General features: G+C 34.1%; 15 protein-coding genes. 7 read left to right on the top strand and 8 right to left on the bottom strand.

Annotated elements, in window-relative coordinates; all coding sequences use genetic code 11:
- The first annotated feature begins 12 nt into the window (after positions 1-12).
- A complete protein-coding gene (locus FCN74_RS03995) occupies positions 13-969 on the top strand; it encodes an OmpA family protein (protein WP_138931288.1) in 957 nt (318 codons plus the stop codon).
- A gap of 64 nt (positions 970-1,033) precedes the next feature.
- On the opposite strand, the gene FCN74_RS03990 is transcribed toward FCN74_RS03995, so the two are convergent.
- Genes FCN74_RS03990 through FCN74_RS03980 form a run of 3 tightly spaced genes read right to left on the bottom strand, consistent with a single transcriptional unit; the run spans position 1,034 to position 5,025 of the window.
- Positions 1,034-3,505, bottom strand: a complete 2,472-nt coding sequence (locus tag FCN74_RS03990; RefSeq protein WP_138931287.1) for a TonB-dependent receptor plug domain-containing protein — start codon at positions 3,503-3,505, stop codon at positions 1,034-1,036.
- Between the two features lie 41 nt (positions 3,506-3,546).
- A complete protein-coding gene (locus FCN74_RS03985) occupies positions 3,547-4,455 on the bottom strand; it encodes a FecR family protein (protein WP_138931286.1) in 909 nt (302 codons plus the stop codon).
- A gap of 45 nt (positions 4,456-4,500) precedes the next feature.
- A complete protein-coding gene (locus FCN74_RS03980; RefSeq protein ID WP_138931285.1) occupies positions 4,501-5,025 on the bottom strand; it encodes an RNA polymerase sigma factor in 525 nt (174 codons plus the stop codon).
- 79 nt (positions 5,026-5,104) lie between these two features.
- On the opposite strand from FCN74_RS03980, the gene FCN74_RS03975 reads away from it, so the two are divergent.
- Together FCN74_RS03975 and FCN74_RS03970 are read left to right on the top strand one after the other, a co-directional pair.
- Entirely contained in the window at positions 5,105-5,749 is a 645-nt protein-coding gene (locus tag FCN74_RS03975) for a hypothetical protein (protein WP_138931284.1), read from the top strand.
- 118 nt (positions 5,750-5,867) lie between these two features.
- On the top strand, positions 5,868-6,830 hold the full coding sequence (locus FCN74_RS03970) for a fasciclin domain-containing protein (RefSeq protein ID WP_138931283.1): 963 nt from the start codon (positions 5,868-5,870) through the stop codon (positions 6,828-6,830).
- Between the two features lie 71 nt (positions 6,831-6,901).
- On the opposite strand, the gene radA is transcribed toward FCN74_RS03970, so the two are convergent.
- From radA to panC, 5 genes are read right to left on the bottom strand one after another with little or no spacing between them, the layout of a single operon-like run.
- Entirely contained in the window at positions 6,902-8,266 is a 1,365-nt protein-coding gene (gene radA, locus FCN74_RS03965) for a DNA repair protein RadA (protein WP_138931282.1), read from the bottom strand.
- Between the two features lie 5 nt (positions 8,267-8,271).
- Positions 8,272-9,420, bottom strand: coding sequence for an alpha/beta hydrolase (locus FCN74_RS03960; protein ID WP_138931281.1), 1,149 nt, complete (start codon positions 9,418-9,420; stop codon positions 8,272-8,274).
- Positions 9,421-9,434: 14 nt separating this feature from the next.
- A complete protein-coding gene (locus FCN74_RS03955; RefSeq protein ID WP_138931280.1) occupies positions 9,435-10,415 on the bottom strand; it encodes a lysylphosphatidylglycerol synthase transmembrane domain-containing protein in 981 nt (326 codons plus the stop codon).
- 3 nt (positions 10,416-10,418) lie between these two features.
- On the bottom strand, positions 10,419-10,766 hold the full coding sequence (panD, locus tag FCN74_RS03950; protein WP_138931279.1) for an aspartate 1-decarboxylase: 348 nt from the start codon (positions 10,764-10,766) through the stop codon (positions 10,419-10,421).
- 5 nt (positions 10,767-10,771) lie between these two features.
- Positions 10,772-11,611 carry a pantoate--beta-alanine ligase gene (panC, locus tag FCN74_RS03945; RefSeq protein WP_138931278.1) on the bottom strand — a complete coding sequence of 280 codons (840 nt, stop codon included), beginning with the start codon at positions 11,609-11,611 and terminating at the stop codon, positions 10,772-10,774.
- A gap of 106 nt (positions 11,612-11,717) precedes the next feature.
- On the opposite strand from panC, the gene FCN74_RS03940 reads away from it, so the two are divergent.
- The 4 genes from FCN74_RS03940 to atpD all read left to right on the top strand — a co-directional run bounded on the left by FCN74_RS03940 (position 11,718) and on the right by atpD (position 17,602).
- On the top strand, positions 11,718-12,539 hold the full coding sequence (locus tag FCN74_RS03940) for a glycogen/starch synthase (RefSeq protein WP_138931277.1): 822 nt from the start codon (positions 11,718-11,720) through the stop codon (positions 12,537-12,539).
- On the top strand, positions 12,523-14,127 hold the full coding sequence (locus FCN74_RS03935) for a DUF4270 domain-containing protein (protein ID WP_138931276.1): 1,605 nt from the start codon (positions 12,523-12,525) through the stop codon (positions 14,125-14,127). The genes FCN74_RS03940 and FCN74_RS03935 overlap by 17 nt, the downstream gene beginning before the upstream one ends.
- A 6-nt stretch (positions 14,128-14,133) precedes the next feature.
- Positions 14,134-15,981 (top strand): glutamine--fructose-6-phosphate transaminase (isomerizing), encoded by a 1,848-nt coding sequence (gene glmS / locus FCN74_RS03930; RefSeq protein ID WP_138931275.1) that lies wholly within the window; start codon positions 14,134-14,136, stop codon positions 15,979-15,981.
- 109 nt (positions 15,982-16,090) lie between these two features.
- Entirely contained in the window at positions 16,091-17,602 is a 1,512-nt protein-coding gene (gene atpD, locus FCN74_RS03925; protein WP_138931274.1) for a F0F1 ATP synthase subunit beta, read from the top strand.
- Positions 17,603-17,632: the final 30 nt, after the last annotated feature.

Below are 17,632 nucleotides of genomic sequence, written 5' to 3'. Positions count from 1 at the left end.
AAACAATATTCTATGAAAACTCAATATTTGCTTTTGTTTATCACCATTGGCTTACTTGGTGCTTGTGTGCCAAAAAAAGATTTGGTTAACCTTCAAACCCGTTACGATAATTTGCAGTCGCAAAATGATTTATTGACTAAAAAACTTGAAGCTTGTGAAAAAAGTAAAAGCCAATTAACTTCTGATTATGAAAAAAGTCAGAATAGACTTGAAGCACTTCAAAAAGATTACGAAGAACTTTCAGGGGATTATAATGAACAGACTTCAAAACTTCAAAATTTAGAAGCTTCATACAACGCCTTAGAGCAAAACAGCAGTGAACTACTTCAAGCCAACGCCAAGAGAAATCGAGACCTTCTCAAACAACTTGAAGATAAAGAAAAAGCCCTTGCTGAAGAACAAAAACGCCTTGAGCAACTCCAAAAAGATTTAGACAAACGCTCCTACAGAATAGAACAATTAGAAAATTTAATCGCCTCAAAAGATGCTAAACTCAACAATTTAAAAAACAAATTGAGCGAAGCTCTCGTCGATTTTGAAGGTCGTGGTTTAAGTGTTGAACAACGCGATGGTAAAGTTTATGTTTCTATGGAAAATAAGCTCTTGTTTGCCTCAGGCAGTTGGAATGTTGGCCGAGAAGGTCAGAAAGCTATCAGCGAATTAGCTAATGTCTTAGCTCAAAATCCTGATATTTCAGTTTTGATAGAAGGGCATACCGATAATGTGCCTTATGGTGGCAATGGTCCGCTTAAAGACAACTGGGATTTATCGACAAAAAGGGCCACAGAAGTTTTAAAACTCTTACTTAAAAACAACAGTATTAATCCACAAAATTTAACCGCTGCAGGTCGTGGTAAGTTTGCACCAGTAGCGAGCAATACTAACAAATCTGGTAGAGCTAAGAATAGAAGAATAGAAGTGGTTTTAGAGCCACAACTCGATCAAATCAATAAGCTTTTAGAAGAATAGACAATCTCTCCACTCGCTTTTATGTTTTTACGTTTTGGCGAGATACACTAAAAACTACTGTCTTTTAAAACCGAAGCCTAAACATCACATTGGGTGTAAAACCCAAACCATTTTGTCTAAAAGTATGGATACTTTCATTGTCTCCAATGGTGTAGAATTGATTATAAACATTGGAGTTATCTAGAATATTCAAAAAAGAAACACCTGCAATGGCTTTTACACTTCTAAATAATTTAAAAGTGTAAGTTGTAGAAAAATCTAACCTAAAATAATCTTTAAGTCGCTCAGCATTTGGGCTTTCAAATCGAATTTGTTGAGGCAGTTGATCTTGGTTTTCTGACAACAAGGTCGTGGCCACTCCGGAATGCCAATTATATCCGGCAGACAATTTCAACCCATTGTTTTCGTAACTCAAACCTGTTGAGATGACATGTCTGATATCTAGATTATTAGGAAAAGAAGATGGCGATAAATCTTCAAATTTATAATTATTTTCTGACAAACTATAGCTTACCCATCCAGAGAAAGGCTCAAAGCTCTTATTGACCAATACATCAAATCCTTTGACGTCATAACGACCATGAGTTTTTACAAACTCAAACTGATTTTGAAAACCTTGTCCCTGAGTAGTAATGCCATCAACTGCTTTGTAATAAAAATCTAGATTGATAAACCAATTGGGTTTGATAAAGTTTAAACCGGCAGAGATTTGCTGACTTTCCACAACAGGTCTGCTCTCGGGGTCAGACAATACCCATCGCCTATTTTCAACCCCAAGAAAATCTGTTTGTAAATCAATAGTTTGTGAGGTCACTTGGTTTTTTTGTTCCACTAATATTTCTAAAAATAAATCATCAGTAAATTCATAACTCAAATTAAATCTAGGTTCTAGGCGAAATTTATCAAATTTAGAAAAATAGTTGGCTCTTGCACCTAAGCTCAAATTGAGCAAACTATTGCTTGAGCTATAATTCAATTGAGAGTATAAGCTATGGGTTAAAATAGAATTTTGAGTTTCTCTAAAAAAACTAGGGTCATTGATTTCTTCAGAATTTAAAATCCCGGTTTCATTAAATTGGTAACCATTTTCAATTTTAAATTGTTTTGACAATTGAGTCTCAATATTAATTTTAAATCCAGTTTCTCTAACTTCATTTATCTGATCTAAGCGCTGTTGATTACGCAGGTTGGTATTGTCAGCATTAAGGTTGTACAACGATGAATAAAATTGAAAATGAGATGTCGTCTTGTTAGACCACTTCCTCTTGTAAAACAACCCGGTAGCAAAATTGGTTTGTTCTAAATTACTACTGCGTATATTGACGCGAGTGCCATCAACATCAAAGCGCTCTAGTGCAAACTGATCTTCAGCATAAAACATATTGACTTTTAAAAAATCTTTATCGGTAATTTGATATTTAAAATTTAAAGCCGTATCAAAGAAACAAAAATCATCATTTTGTTGAACAGAGGGTGAGCCAAAATTTGTAACTTCTGTATTCTGAAAAATCTTCTCAAAATATTGGTTGTATGTTGGGCTTTCCCAAAGTGAATTTATAGATTGCCTCGATGACAATTCTAAAGAAGAGTTATAGCTTAACGGGACTTCAACTACAGCATCTACATTAATGAGATTGGATCCTATCTCAACATTTAGGCTATCTGCAACCGTATTGCTTGTTTTCATATCGATTAGGCTAGAAACACCGTCACCAAATTTGGCTGAGGTTCCGTTCTTTATGAGTCTTACGTTTTGAGTCATATAAGGGTTGAAAGCCGAAATCATTCCAAAAAAATGCGATGTATTGTACATTTTAATACCATCCCATAAAAATAAATTTTGATCATGTGTTCCGCCCCTTACATTTAAATAAGATACGCTTTCTTTACTACTAATTATACCAGGCAAAGCCTGTAAACTCTGTAGCACATCAGGCTCTACCAAGCCAGGTAATAAGCCAAATTCTTTATAGTTAATTTCTAGTCCGCCTGAAGCAATCTTTTGAATACCGCGTGTCAATAAATTGGTCAGTACAACTTCATCTAATTCTTGATAAAACGGACTGATATATCGCTCATAACATTCGCGTTCTAGAGAAGTATCAATTGTATATTGCTGAGTGATAAAATCTTCTGCAAATATCTTAAAATTTATAACCTTTGAATGGATTGGAATTTGAAATTGACCTTTAGAATTTGATTTGTATATATAACTATCAATCTTTAATCTTGCGTTTGTCAAAGGCTCTTGAGTAATTTCATTGATTACATTGACACAGATAGTTTTTTTAAAAGGTTTTTGTATCACTAGAATATTACTTTCACTCTGTACGAGATACTTAAAAGGGGTTTGTTCTCTTAGGTAGTTTAAATACTGTTTTAAATTTTTTAAATTTTCAGCATATGCTACGCTTGAGGATTTAATATAATCATCTCCATAGGAAAAAACAACATCGTATTGACCTTCTAAAATATTGAGGTAGGTGTTTAACCCTATATAAGTTGGATTAGATTGAGCACGAAAATTTTGGCTCATTCCGAAAATAAAAAGAACTGAAAATAGTAATTTTAAAAATCTCACTGATTAGATAAAATGATGGTATTACCTTGTTTGGTATACGTATATCCTAAGGGCAAAGTAATAGAATTTAAAGCAATTTTTAAATCATTGTGAGAAAAACTTCCTGAATATATGGTTGAAGTATCGATATTTGAAGCATCAAAATTGACATCGTAATAATTTTGAAATTCCTTTAAAACAATGTCTAAGCTTTTGCTGTCAATAATGGTTTTATTGGTTTTCCAATCCGGTTGAGCAGAGCTGAATTGAGTAATCAAAATATTTTCATGATCAATCACGAGATTGTCTTTGGGTTTTAAGACGTAAGATTGCCCTTTTAAATAGACCTTCACAGAACCTTCAAAACACGAGACTTCAAAAATGTAATCGCGAGATTTAACATTAAAAACTGTCCCCAACACTTCCACATTTGCATAAGCTGTATTCACGACAAATTTTTGTCCTTTTTTGACTTTAAATAATGCTTCACCGTTAAGTTGAAGCTGTCTTTCTTTATACCATTCGTCTTTATTGTAAGTTAAATTAGAATTGGCATTAAGACTTACCTTTGATTGGTCTGGTAATTGAACAGATTTTGTTTTTGCTGTAGAAGTTGCAAAAGATTGTAAGTTTGTCGTTGTATTTAATGTTTGAAATAAGGTAAAAGCTATAATGGCTATAGCAGCAACCGCTGCAACGTATTTAAAAACTTTAAGATTCGAAGATTTTTTCTGAGAAGACGTTGCAAAATTTAATTTTTCAAATTCAACTTTTTGATTGTAATGAGGTGCTTTAAAATGTTTTGCTCTGTCAGAAATTTTGATATACTCCTCATACTTGTCTAATTTCTTAAACATCTCAAACTCTTCAGGAGACAGCTCATCGTTGAGCCATTTTTTGATTAAAATTTCTTTATCTGGTTTCATCGATTATATGACAATTAATTTCTATAAATTCCTACCCATTAAATGTTAAATTTCATGTATCTCTTTTCGCAATTGTTTCAATGCTGTATAAATTCTTTTTTCAACGGCTTTTCTGGAGATGCCTAATATCTTAGCTATCTCTTTGTGCTTTTTGCCTTCTACCCTATTTAAAAGAAAAGCAGCTCGCTTTTCTTCAGTCAATTTTGATAAGGCATTTTGATATTTATCCATGTACTCTTTTTCTTCGAGAAGAAATTGAGGATCTTGATGGTCTGAATTATTTGACTTGGTATTTGACTCGTATTTTAAAATCACTTTTTCATGCTTTATCACATTAAGTGTGGTGTTATTAGCCACCGAAAAGAGATAACTCTTAGCTTTATCTGGTGTAATTTTTTTACAATTTTCCCATAATTTTAAAAAGGCTTGCTGAACTTTGTCCTTAGGGTTAAATTGTTCACCAAATTTATAATAAATAAAATCGTGTAAATCTTTAGCATGCTTATCATGAAGTTTAGAAAAAATGCTTTGGTCACAACAATTTTTATTTAGAAGTTTATCTTTTGTCATATTCATTAAAATTATAAAAATAGTTAATTAGGTAGGAATTTTTATCTTTGAATTGTCTTTATTTATGAAAGCGCATTTTATGAATAAAATTATATACTACATATTATTAATTTTTCTAGTGGGTTGTTATAATGATGAGGAAGTGCAAACGCTTCAATCTGAAAATAATGCACACAGAAACTCTGAATTGACTAAATTGGTAAAAGCCATATCGGTTCACAACGCATCTTTTGATGATCTCATAGACAATACCTCTTGTTTCAGCATCAAGTTTCCTTACCAGATTCAAGTGAATTCAGAACTGAGAAATATAACTTCTGAACAGGATATTTCAGATCTAAGCAATACCGAACAAATAGAAATAGTTTATCCGGTTAAAGCGATTTTTTATAATTATGAAGAGCACAACATTGTATCTGGCACAGATTTTAATCTGGTAAAAAGCGTTTGCGACGAAAATTTCAACATACAACCTAACTCTTGTCTAGACATACAATATCCTATTGTACTAAAAGAGTTTAATGATTTGACACAGAGCTTTGAAACCTTTCAACTCAATACGGATAGACAAGTATTTCGACATTTAGAAAATCTTCACGATAATGACATTTTTGAAATTGAATATCCAATCTTTCTATTAGACTCTAGCTCAAACCCCATCCGAATTGATTCAAATTCTGATTTTATTGCGGTTTTTAATGAATCCCGGCAAAACTGTGAGTAATTCTACTTTCTTTAACAATTTCCGATCTTAAAGTTAAAAATTTATTAAATCAAATTTCACAGGTAGTAATTTTTGACAATGCATTGTCTTATCAATGTAAACCAAAAAACAATTACTTATGAAATCACTATCAAAAATTATGTTTTTAGCTGTATTGCTAATAACCTCTGTATCATGTTCAGACGATGATTATGGTTCAGACGATGGTTATGCAACACCACCAGCTTACACATTTAATATCATTGCAGATAGTCCGGATCATACTGTACTTGAACAACTCCTTATTGATACTGGTCTGGATCAAGTTTTAAGTAGTGGTACTTTTACTGTTTTTGCACCAACTGATGATGCATTTAGCGGTATTGATCCTTCAACATTAACTGATGATGAGCTTACAAATCTATTATTAAATCATGTTGTAACAGGAAACGTTTTATCAACTGATTTAACCAACGGATATGTTAAAACCAATGCTACTGAATCTTATTCTGGTAATAATAACTTTATAGATTTATATGTAAACATTGATAATGGTGTAAACTTGAACAACAGTTCTGAAGTTACAGTAGCAGATTTAGAGAGTAGCAATGGAACGGTCCATGTAGTAGATGCGGTAATTACTATTCCTAATGTTGTAGACCTAGCTGCTTCAAATCCTATGTTTTCTAATTTAGCAACTGCTTTAACTCAGGAAAATTTGATTGCAACTTTATCTACTGACGCTGGAACTAGCCCAGCACCATTTACAGTATTTGCGCCAAATGACATGGCTTTTCAAAACTTTTTGGATGAAGATCCTAATGATCCTTTTGAAACTATAGACGATGTTTTAAACTTTAGTGCTTTAACAGATGTACTAACATACCATGTCCTTCCTGATGGCGCTGTCAGAGCTGCTGATATCTCTGATGGGATTACGCCAGCAACAGTACAAGGTGAAACCATTACAATCAATATTCCAGATGGTGTAACCATTACAGATCAAAATGGAAGAGTAGTGAACATTATCGCTACAGATGTAACAGGTTCAAATGGTGTAATTCATGTTTTAGATAATGTGATTTTACCAACATTACCATAAACATACCCATATAGATGTTTAAAACCAGCTAATTTTTAGCTGGTTTTTTTTTGTTATATCTTTAAATATATCTAAAACAAATACTCCACTAGATCAACTACACTTTTAAGCTTGATGATTTCGAGCTGGACGTTATTTTTTGAAGTCTTAGTATTGTGAGCTATAAATATTTTTTCAAATCCTAATTTATCGGCTTCAGCTATACGCTGTTCTAGGCGCGGTACAGGTCTGACTTCACCTGCAAGACCGATTTCTGCAGCAAAGCAATAACGGTAGTTAAGTACAATATCGTGACTGGATGATAAAATAGCAGCTATAACGGCTAAATCTATTGCAGGGTCATCAATATTGATACCGCCCGTAATATTCAGAAAGACATCTTTAGTTCCTAATTTAAAACCAGCCCGTTTTTCTAAAACAGCCAGAATCATATTGAGTCGTTTGGCATTATATCCCGTTGATGAACGTTGTGGGGTGCCATAAACAGCCGTACTGACAAGAGCTTGAATCTCAATCATAAGTGGGCGCATACCTTCTAATGTTGCTGCAATTGACGTACCGCTCAAATCGTGTTCTTGATTGGAAATTAAAATTTTGGAGGGGTTTAAAATTTGCTTTAATCCATTGGTTTGCATTTCATAAATTCCCAATTCATTGGTTGAACCAAATCTGTTTTTTTGAACTCTAACAATACGGTAAATAAAATTTTGGTCACCTTCAAATTGTAAAACGGTATCAACCATATGTTCTAAAATCTTTGGACCTGCAAGATGGCCTTCTTTATTGATATGTCCGATAAGTAAGACTGGTGTATTGGTCTCTTTTGCGTATTTGATCAATTCTGCAGTACAAGTTCTAATTTGAGAAATACTCCCAGGTGAACTTTCAATAACTTCAGTATGCAAAGTTTGTATAGAATCTACTATCACAAGTTCTGGTTCAATTTTGTTGATCTGATTAAATATACGTTGAGTTGAAGTATCTGCTAGTATAAAGCAGTTGTCATTAGATTTTTGAATACGCTCTGCGCGCATTTTTATTTGCTTACTGCTTTCTTCACCAGAGATATAAAGGCTTTTTACCGGCAGGTTAAGACAAAGTTGTAGTAACAAAGTACTTTTGCCAATACCGGGTTCGCCTCCGAGTAAAACTAGAGACCCTTTTACTATTCCGCCTCCTAAGACCCTATTGAGTTCCTCATCTTTGGTTTTGATCCTGTCCTCTATTTCAAAGCTGATATCACTAAGCTTAGAAGCTTTGGGTAGTTTTGTTTTATTGTTTTTAGCGCTTGAGGACTGCCATGTTTTTTTACTAGATTTGCTGATAATTTCCTCTACTAAGGTATTCCATTCTTTACAAGAATGGCACTGTCCTTGCCATTTGGGATGCTGTGCTCCGCAGTTTTGACAATAGTAGACGGTTTGAGGTTTAGCCATATATTTTAGTAACCAAAAGTTTCTTTGAGAAAGTCAATTTCGTCTAGTAGCATTTCTTTTTTTATTCCACCTACTTCTTCATATGCATATCCTGACTCATAGGCTTTAATAGCTTTTTTAGGTTTAACAATTTTTTGGAAATACATACCACTAAAAAAGTCTGATAATAATGTTTCTGGATATTGATCTTTGGCTAATTTTCCAAGATTTTTCAAATTTTCCCAAGATTTTTGATCTTTAATCAACTTATAAACTTTCATGATATCTGATACTCTTATGGTTTTCTCCACGCCATAAAGTCTGTATATGGTCTTATACTTTTCAATAAGATAATCTGTGGGGTCTGAAGCTTTTGATAAACTTTCTTCGTATTCTTCATCGTCTATCGCTGTAAAAGGCTTAAAGATTTCTGATAAACTAAATGGAATTGCGTAACTTACAAAAGTATAATGGTTGGTATTTTCAAACACGTTAAAACTCAATTTCAATTTATCATTGTCTACAGAAGATAAGTTTGAATGAAGTTTTTTGGTTTTTTGCTTTATAAAGTTGATATCGTTAGAACCCATCGTAATTGAGTACCAAAGATCGCTTTCAAGTTCATACATTTTTTCTGCTATATAAGGTATAAAACCATTTGGAACATCTGGACTTAAGTTAATAAAACCATCGAATGGTATTTTTTTGCTAAATAAAAAAAGGTTCATAAAATTGGCCATATAATCGTGTCCAACCACAACCGAAAAGGGACCAATATTGTAGTTTTCACTTAAATATGGTAAGATTTCAAGACCTATAAAATCAAAAAAGTTTTCTCCTTTTTCTATGGGTGTAAAGTCTATCCTGTCATAATTACCGTCTTCGATACGGGTTCCTATTTGATTTACACCAACGACAAAGGCCTCTGGCATTTCTTCCCAATAACTGAGGTAATCTACAGTCCCAGCAACGGGTTCAAAGAGGTAATCTCCGTCAAAAACAAAAATTAACGGGTATGTTCTTTCGCTTTCCAGGTCGTAATTTCGAGGTAATTGAACTTTAATTTGCCGGGTTTGTTCCAATATTTTTGATTCGACCTCGATGTATTCTTTTTGTGCAAAACTGTAAAACTGGGGTATGAAAATCACAATGACGCACAGCCAAAGTTTTTTCATAAAAAATTGGTTTTTTAATTTGCTAATTTATTACTTTTATTTGCAATAGGCAATAGTATAGCCGAAGTAACTCCCAAAACAACTACCACAATCGTTTGGGCTATCCAAAGCACCCATCCAAAAGCTTGACCAACTTCTACAGGTATATCAAACAATTTGAATACAGCTGAGATTGCAAAAGGGTACAACCCAATACCACCACTAGTGACAGACATTGCAAATGTACCAGCTATGAATCCAATGAGTGCAGCTCCAAATGATAAATTTTCTGTTCCAGCAATAGCGTATTTTATAATCCAAAACATACCGATATACAACATCCAAATGGCAATAGTTTGGAATACAAATTTCCATTGATGTCGCATTACCATAAGACTTCTTATACCTTGTATTAATCCTGTCAAAAAATTATTAATCTTAATTGCTATAAGATTTTTGGATTGTTTAATAGCTCTAAATATTAAAAAAATAAAACCCAAAAAACCAAAAAGATACCCTAGTGTGTGCAGCGGTTTGATGTCGTTAAGGTCTAAATAAAATAATAGTTCATCTGTTTTTAAAACAAGAGTTACGCCAATAATAAGAATGAGCATAATGAAATCAATAATTCTCTCTGTAATAATCGTTCCAAAAGTTTGCTCGAAGCTCAAATTTGTATAACTCGCATAACTTGCACCTCTCAAAACTTCTCCGGATCTGGGTATACCGAGGTTGGCTAAATATCCAAACATTACCGTGTAAAAACAATTGGATAATTTTGGTTGGTCTTTGAGAGGTAATAGTAAAAGCTTCCACCGACTTGCTCTTAAAACATGTGATGTAATACCCATTACCATAGATAAGATAATCCAAAATAATTTTGCATTTTTTGTGGTTTCCCAAATAGCCGTACGTTGCTCAGCTGTAGTATCTTTAAAGGAAAACCAAATAAAAAATATACCTAATAAAAGTGGTAATAGGATTTTAATCCAACTTTTAAATTGAGATTTAGGCATATTTTAATCTAAAAGGTTAGCTTCATTTGGAAAAATAATTGAAGGATTGAAATTTTTTGCATCTTCAGGAGTGAGAATGGCGTAAGCCATAAGGATAAGAATATCACCAGGTGATACTTTTCTTGCAGCCGCACCGTTGAGTGTGATCTCGCCACTTCCTCTAGGACCTGGAATAGCGTAGGTTTCAAGGCGTTCTCCATTTGAGTTATTAACCACTTGAATTTTCTCCCCGTCAAAAATATTGGCGGCATCCATCAAGTCTTGATCTATTGTAATACTCCCAATATAATTAAGGTCCGCACCTGTAACTTTTACTCTGTGTATTTTAGATTTTACTACTGTAATTTGCATTGTATTTAATTCAAAGCTATATTATCAATTAATCTTACTCCGCTACAATAAGCCGCAATAAATGCTCTGTAGCGTTTGCCTTTTATTAGCTTAACAACTGGTACTAAGTCATTTTCGTCTGCTATCTCAAAATACTCTAATTTAAAGTTTTCTTTAGAAGTAAATATAGATTTAACCTTTTTTTTCATTTCTGTAGGTGCTTGTTTATGAAAATTTTCTTTAGCCCATTTTAAACAACTATATAAAATTTCTGCCTCTTGCATTTGGTCTTTACTCAACAATTTATTTCTAGAACTTTTAGCTAAACCATTCGACTCTCTGTAGGTTTCACAACCTATGACCTCTATGCTAAAGTTTTCGATATCAACTAATTTTTTGACAATTGCAAACTGTTGGTAATCCTTTTTACCAAAGTAAGCTTTATTGGGTTTTACGAGTTGAAATAAACGTTTTAAAACTGTACCTACTCCATCAAAATGCCCACCTCTGTATTGACCTTCCATATACTTCGATAAGCTACCAAAATCAAAAGTTTCAGAAACCACACCATGAGGGTAGACTTCTTTTACCGATGGGCAATAGATTAAAATATTGCCATGGAGTTGATTGATTTTTTCTACGTCTTCTTTCAGTGTTCTAGGGTAATTTGACAAATCTTTTGGATCATTAAACTGAGTTGGATTTACAAATATCGATACTACAACAACATCACAATCTGCTATGGCGTCTTTAATAATAGATAAGTGCCCATCATGCAAAGCTCCCATAGTTGGGACTAGACCTAAAGCATTAGGTAACTGCTCAATCAGATGGTGTCTTAAATCTGAAATATTTTTAAATATCACTAAAGCTTATTTAAATTTGATGCAAAACTAACATAATAAGCTCAATCCACATAATTTTTGTAAATTTGCACACTTTAAAATTTCACAAGGCTCAAAACGAATTTTTATGAAGGATAAACGCGTGCTTTTTGTCTCCTCAGAAGTTGTTCCTTATCTTCCAGAAAACGATATTTCAACCTTATCGTTTGAGGTTCCTAAAATGATCAATTCAACAGGTGGACAAACCCGGATATTTATGCCGAGGTTTGGTAATATCAATGAAAGAAGACACCAACTCCATGAAGTCATAAGATTATCTGGATTAAACCTTGTTGTCAACGATTTAGACATGCCTTTAATTATTAAAGTAGCTTCAATACCTAAAGAGAGAATGCAGGTATATTTTATTGATAATGAAGATTACTTTAAAAGAAAAGCCATGTACAGCGATGAAGACGGACAGCTCTTTGAAGATAATGATGAACGCGCAATCTTTTTTGCCAAAGGTGTTATCGAAACCGTTAAAAAGTTAAATTGGGCACCCGACATCATACATATCAATGGCTGGATGGCCTCTTTGTTGCCACTGTATTTAAAGAACTATTACGGGAATGAACCGCTTTTTAAAAATTCAAAAATTGTGACTTCGGTTTATCAAAACAATTTTGAGGGCGAACTGGATAAAGATTTGGACAAAAAAATCATGTTTGATGGCATAGATGAAGATAAAGTTGAGTTAATTGATACCCCAAACTACAATAATTTAATAAAATTGTCGATTAAATATTCTGATGGCATTGTAATCGGTAGCGATCATATTTCTGATGAATTGAAAACTTTTGTAGAAAGTATTGATATTCCCAAATTAGATTTTCATGCATTAGAAGAGTTTGCCCAGCCGTATCAAGAATTTTATATTAAAGACATTTTAAATGAAGAAATTGAGTAAATTAAAGTCAAGCCTTAGGCTGATAATATCACTGTCGATAGTTTTATTTCTCCTAAGTGCCTGTGAAGATGACTTTACAACAGTAGGTTCTGACTTTGTCAATAGCTTAACCCTACCAGAGCCTTACGAAGTTCAAAATTTGGCTGCTTACAACGACAATATCCTTTCTGTACAGTCTAACGCTTTAAGAAATTACCTTTTAGGACAATTTGATGACCAGGTTTTTGGAAATTCTGATGTCAGCATTTTGACTCAACTTGAACTACAGAACACTAATCCGGATTTTGGTGAAGATCCGACTTTAGATAGTGTAATTTTAACATTACCATTGTTTTCTCAAATTACAGAAACAGATCCTGAGACCAACATAAATACTTATCGTTTAGATTCAATTTTTGGAGATGGTGGCATTAAATTTTCAGTTTTTGAATCTAATCAGTTTCTTAATGACATTAACCCTGGTGAAGATGGTGATTTTGAAGAACCACAAATATATTATACCGATCAGTTCTCAGAATTTGAAAATAACATCAACGATACGCCTTTATATACTTCGGATGAAATAGTACCTTCTGAACTTACAGAAACTCAAATTCTTTTTGATCAAATTGACTCAACGACTATTGATACCTTGCGACTCTCACCGAGAATTCGGTTAAAATTACCTAATGAGTTTTTTCAAGAAAAAATTCTTGACAATCAAAACTCAGTCAATCTTGTGAGTCAAAGCAGTTTTAAAAACTTTTTAAGAGGCTTCTATATCAAAACTGAGCAACCTACTAATGGAGGCTCAATGATAAATTTAGATTTAAGTAGTGAAGATGCTAATATTACCCTTTATTACAAATCTTTAAGACCACCACCTAGCTTAGAAGTAGAAGACGATCCGGAATTAGTTGAAACTTTCAATAAGTTTGACCTTAATTTTGCCGGTAATATTATCAATTTTTACGATAATAATAACACACTAGACTTATCAAATCAAGACACCGATAATGGTGAAGAAACACTATATCTAAAAGGTGGTCAGGGTATTGTTACCATTGTAGATCCATTTAATGGCCCTGACACTGATGGAAACGGCGTAGCTGATGAAATTGACGAGCTAAGACAAAACAATTGGCTTGTCAATGAAGCCAACTTAATTTTTTATGTTGATGAAAGTATGGCCGATCAGCTCCCAGTAATACCTCAACGTATATTTGTATTTGATCTAGACCGAGAAAGGGTATTAATAGATTACAATTTAGATCCAAGTGCAACAAACAACCCGCTTACCTCAAGACGAAACCATCTGGGACCACTAGAAGAAGACGATGACGGCAATCGTTTTTATAAAATAAGAATGACTACTCATATCAATAATATTATAAATAATGATTCAACGAATTCCAGATTAGGTGTTGTGGTCTCTCAAAATGTAAATAGTGCAAGAATATTAGATATCAGAGAAAGTCAACTAAATGAAACAAATTCGTTTATTGAAAGTTCTATATCTACGCCGAGAGGAACTGTACTCCACGGCAACTTATCGCCTGACGAAGATAAACGACTAAAACTGCAAATATTTTATACTCAACCAAACTAATCAATTATGTGTGGAATTGTAGGATATATTGGACAACAGGATGCTTACGATATTGTACTTAAAGGCTTACAAAGGCTAGAATACAGAGGCTACGATTCTGCGGGTTTGGCACTTTATGATGGCAAAAATTTAAGTATATGCAAAACAAAAGGTAAAGTCTCAGAACTTGATCTAAAGTGTAAAAATGAGCAATTAATTAAAGGTAAAGTAGGTATTGGCCACACGAGATGGGCAACACATGGTGAACCTAACGATATAAACTCCCATCCACATCAGTCTAACTCTGGTCGCTTGTGCATCATACATAACGGGATCATAGAAAATTACGATACCATCAAAAAGGTATTAGAAGACCGAGGTTACCAATTTAAATCAGATACCGATACAGAAGTTTTGGTTAATCTTATCGAAGAAGTAATGATTAACGAAAAAGTTAAATTAGGTAAAGCCGTACAAATAGCCTTAAACCAAACTGTCGGTGCTTATGCAATTGCAGTTTTCGATCAAGAAAAGCCCAATGAAATTGTTGTCGCAAGACTAGGAAGTCCTTTAGCTATAGGTGTAGGTGATGAAGAATTCTTTATCGCTTCAGATGCTTCACCCTTTATAGAATATACCAAATCTGCTATCTATCTTGAAGATGGGGAAATGGGTGTCATCAGGCTGGGAAGAGAACCCAGAATAAGAAAAATAAATGACGACAAACTAGTAGATCCATACATCACAGAACTACAGATGAGTTTGGATCAAATAGAAAAGAGTGGCTACGATCACTTTATGCTTAAAGAAATATATGAGCAACCTACAGCTATTAAAGACACTTTTAGAGGTAGAATGCTAGCCGATGATGGCATTATTAAAATGGCAGGTATTGATGATCATTTAGAAAAATTTGTCAATGCCAATAGAATAATAATTGCGGCTTGTGGGACCTCCTGGCATGCTGGTCTAGTCGCAGAATATATCTTTGAAGATATTGCAAGAATTCCTGTAGAAGTAGAATATGCCTCAGAATTCAGATACAGAAATCCTGTAATTCATAGGAATGATATTTTAATTGCCATTTCACAAAGCGGTGAAACAGCTGATACTATGGCTGCAATAAAGTTGGCCAAAGAAAATGGGGCTTTTGTTTTTGGCGTATGTAATGTTGTTGGTTCTTCTATATCGAGAGAAACTAATGCTGGAGCTTATACACATGCTGGCCCAGAAATTGGTGTTGCATCTACAAAAGCATTTACGACCCAAATTACAGTACTAAGTTTGATTGCTTTAAAGCTTGGCAAGGCTAAAGGCACAATTTCAAATTCAGATTTTCATTCTTATCTCCACGAGATGGAATCCATTCCTAGTAAAATTGAAATTGCTCTTGATAAAAATGATCATATCTTAAAGGTTGCCGATAATTATAAACTTGCTAAAAACTGTTTATACCTGGGAAGAGGTTATAATTTCCCAGTAGCCTTAGAGGGAGCACTTAAGCTAAAAGAAATATCTTATATTCATGCAGAAGGATATCCGGCCGCTGAAATGAAGCATGGACCCATTGCTTTAATAGATGAAGAGATGCCGGTAGTCGTTATTGCAACACGCAAAGGCCACTACGAAAAAGTAGTCAGTAATATCCAAGAAATTAAGTCAAGAAAAGGTAAAATTATAGCCATTGTGACAGAAGGTGATAACACTGTAGAAGAGATGGCAGACCACGTGATTGAAGTCCCAGAAACTTTTGAAGCATTTACACCATTATTAACCACAATACCGCTTCAGTTACTCTCTTATCACATAGCCGTAATGTTAGGAAAAAATGTAGATCAACCTCGTAATTTAGCCAAATCGGTCACCGTCGAGTAGATGTTTTTTATAAAATCAAAATCGTAAATTAATTTGAAAAACTTTCGATTTATTTTGATTTAAAACCCCTATATTTGCAAACCAAAAAATTACATTAAAATCATAGCTAATGTCTCAAACAAAAGGTAAGATTGCCCAAATCATAGGTCCTGTGATTGATGTGGCTTTTGAAAACAGCAAAGATTTACCACAAATTTACGATTCTTTAGAAATAAAACGCGAAGACGGCTCTACACTTGTTCTAGAAGCGCAATCTCATATTGGTGATAATATTGTTAGAACTATAGCAATGGATACGGCAGATGGTCTTTCAAGAGGAACAGATGTCATCGCAACTGGAAATCCAATTCAAATGCCAGTAAGTAAAGATATCTTTGGTAGATTATTTAATGTTACAGGTGATGCTATTGATGGTATGGACAACTTACCTAAAGATGGCGAAAATGGTTTACCCATTCACCGCGACGCTCCAGATTTCGAAGATTTATCTGTGTCTAAAGAAGTGCTTTTTACTGGTATAAAAGTGATCGACTTAATTGAGCCTTACGCTAAAGGTGGAAAAATTGGTCTGTTTGGTGGTGCGGGTGTAGGCAAAACCGTATTGATTCAAGAATTAATTAACAATATCGCTAAAGGCCATGGTGGTCTTTCTGTTTTTGCTGGTGTTGGTGAAAGAACTCGAGAAGGAAACGACTTGCTTAGAGAGATGCTTGAATCTGGCATTATTAAATATGGTGAGGATTTTAATGAATCTATGGAAAATGGCGGTTGGGACTTAACCAAAGTCGATAAAGCAGCAATGAAAGACTCTAAAGCTACTTTTGTTTTTGGACAAATGAACGAACCACCTGGTGCTCGTGCACGAGTAGCTCTATCAGGATTAACTATTGCTGAATACTTTAGAGACGGCGCTGGTGATGGACAAGGCAAAGATGTTTTATTTTTTGTCGACAATATTTTCCGTTTTACACAAGCGGGCTCTGAGGTGTCTGCACTTCTAGGGCGTATGCCATCAGCGGTTGGATATCAGCCAACCTTAGCGACTGAAATGGGAGCGATGCAAGAACGAATTACCTCAACCAAAAAAGGTTCAATTACCTCTGTTCAGGCAGTTTATGTACCTGCAGATGACTTAACAGATCCTGCTCCTGCAACCACTTTTTCTCACTTAGATGCGACAACAGTATTGTCTAGAAAAATTGCAGAACTTGGTATTTATCCAGCGGTTGACCCATTAGATTCTACTTCTAGAATTTTAACAGCTGATATTTTAGGGGAAGACCACTATAATTGTGCACAGCGCGTAAAAGAGCTATTACAGCGTTACAAGGAACTTCAGGATATCATTGCCATACTTGGTATGGAAGAGTTATCTGAAGAAGACAAATTAGCTGTATCTCGAGCAAGACGTGTACAGCGTTTCTTATCTCAACCCTTCCACGTTGCAGAACAGTTTACGGGTATGCCAGGAGTTTTAGTTGATATTAAAGATACCATCAAAGGTTTTAATATGATTATGGATGGTGAATTGGACCACTTACCTGAAGCTGCTTTCAACCTAAAAGGTACTATTGAAGATGCTATTGAAGCCGGTGAGAAAATGTTGGCAGAAGAAGACTAATATATCTGCTTTATCAGTAAATTAAAACTG

This window comes from Mesohalobacter halotolerans, assembly GCF_006120725.1.
Taxonomy (GTDB): Bacteria; Bacteroidota; Bacteroidia; order Flavobacteriales; family Flavobacteriaceae; genus Psychroflexus; species Psychroflexus halotolerans.
This window is presented reverse-complemented; position numbering and strand designations above follow the sequence as displayed.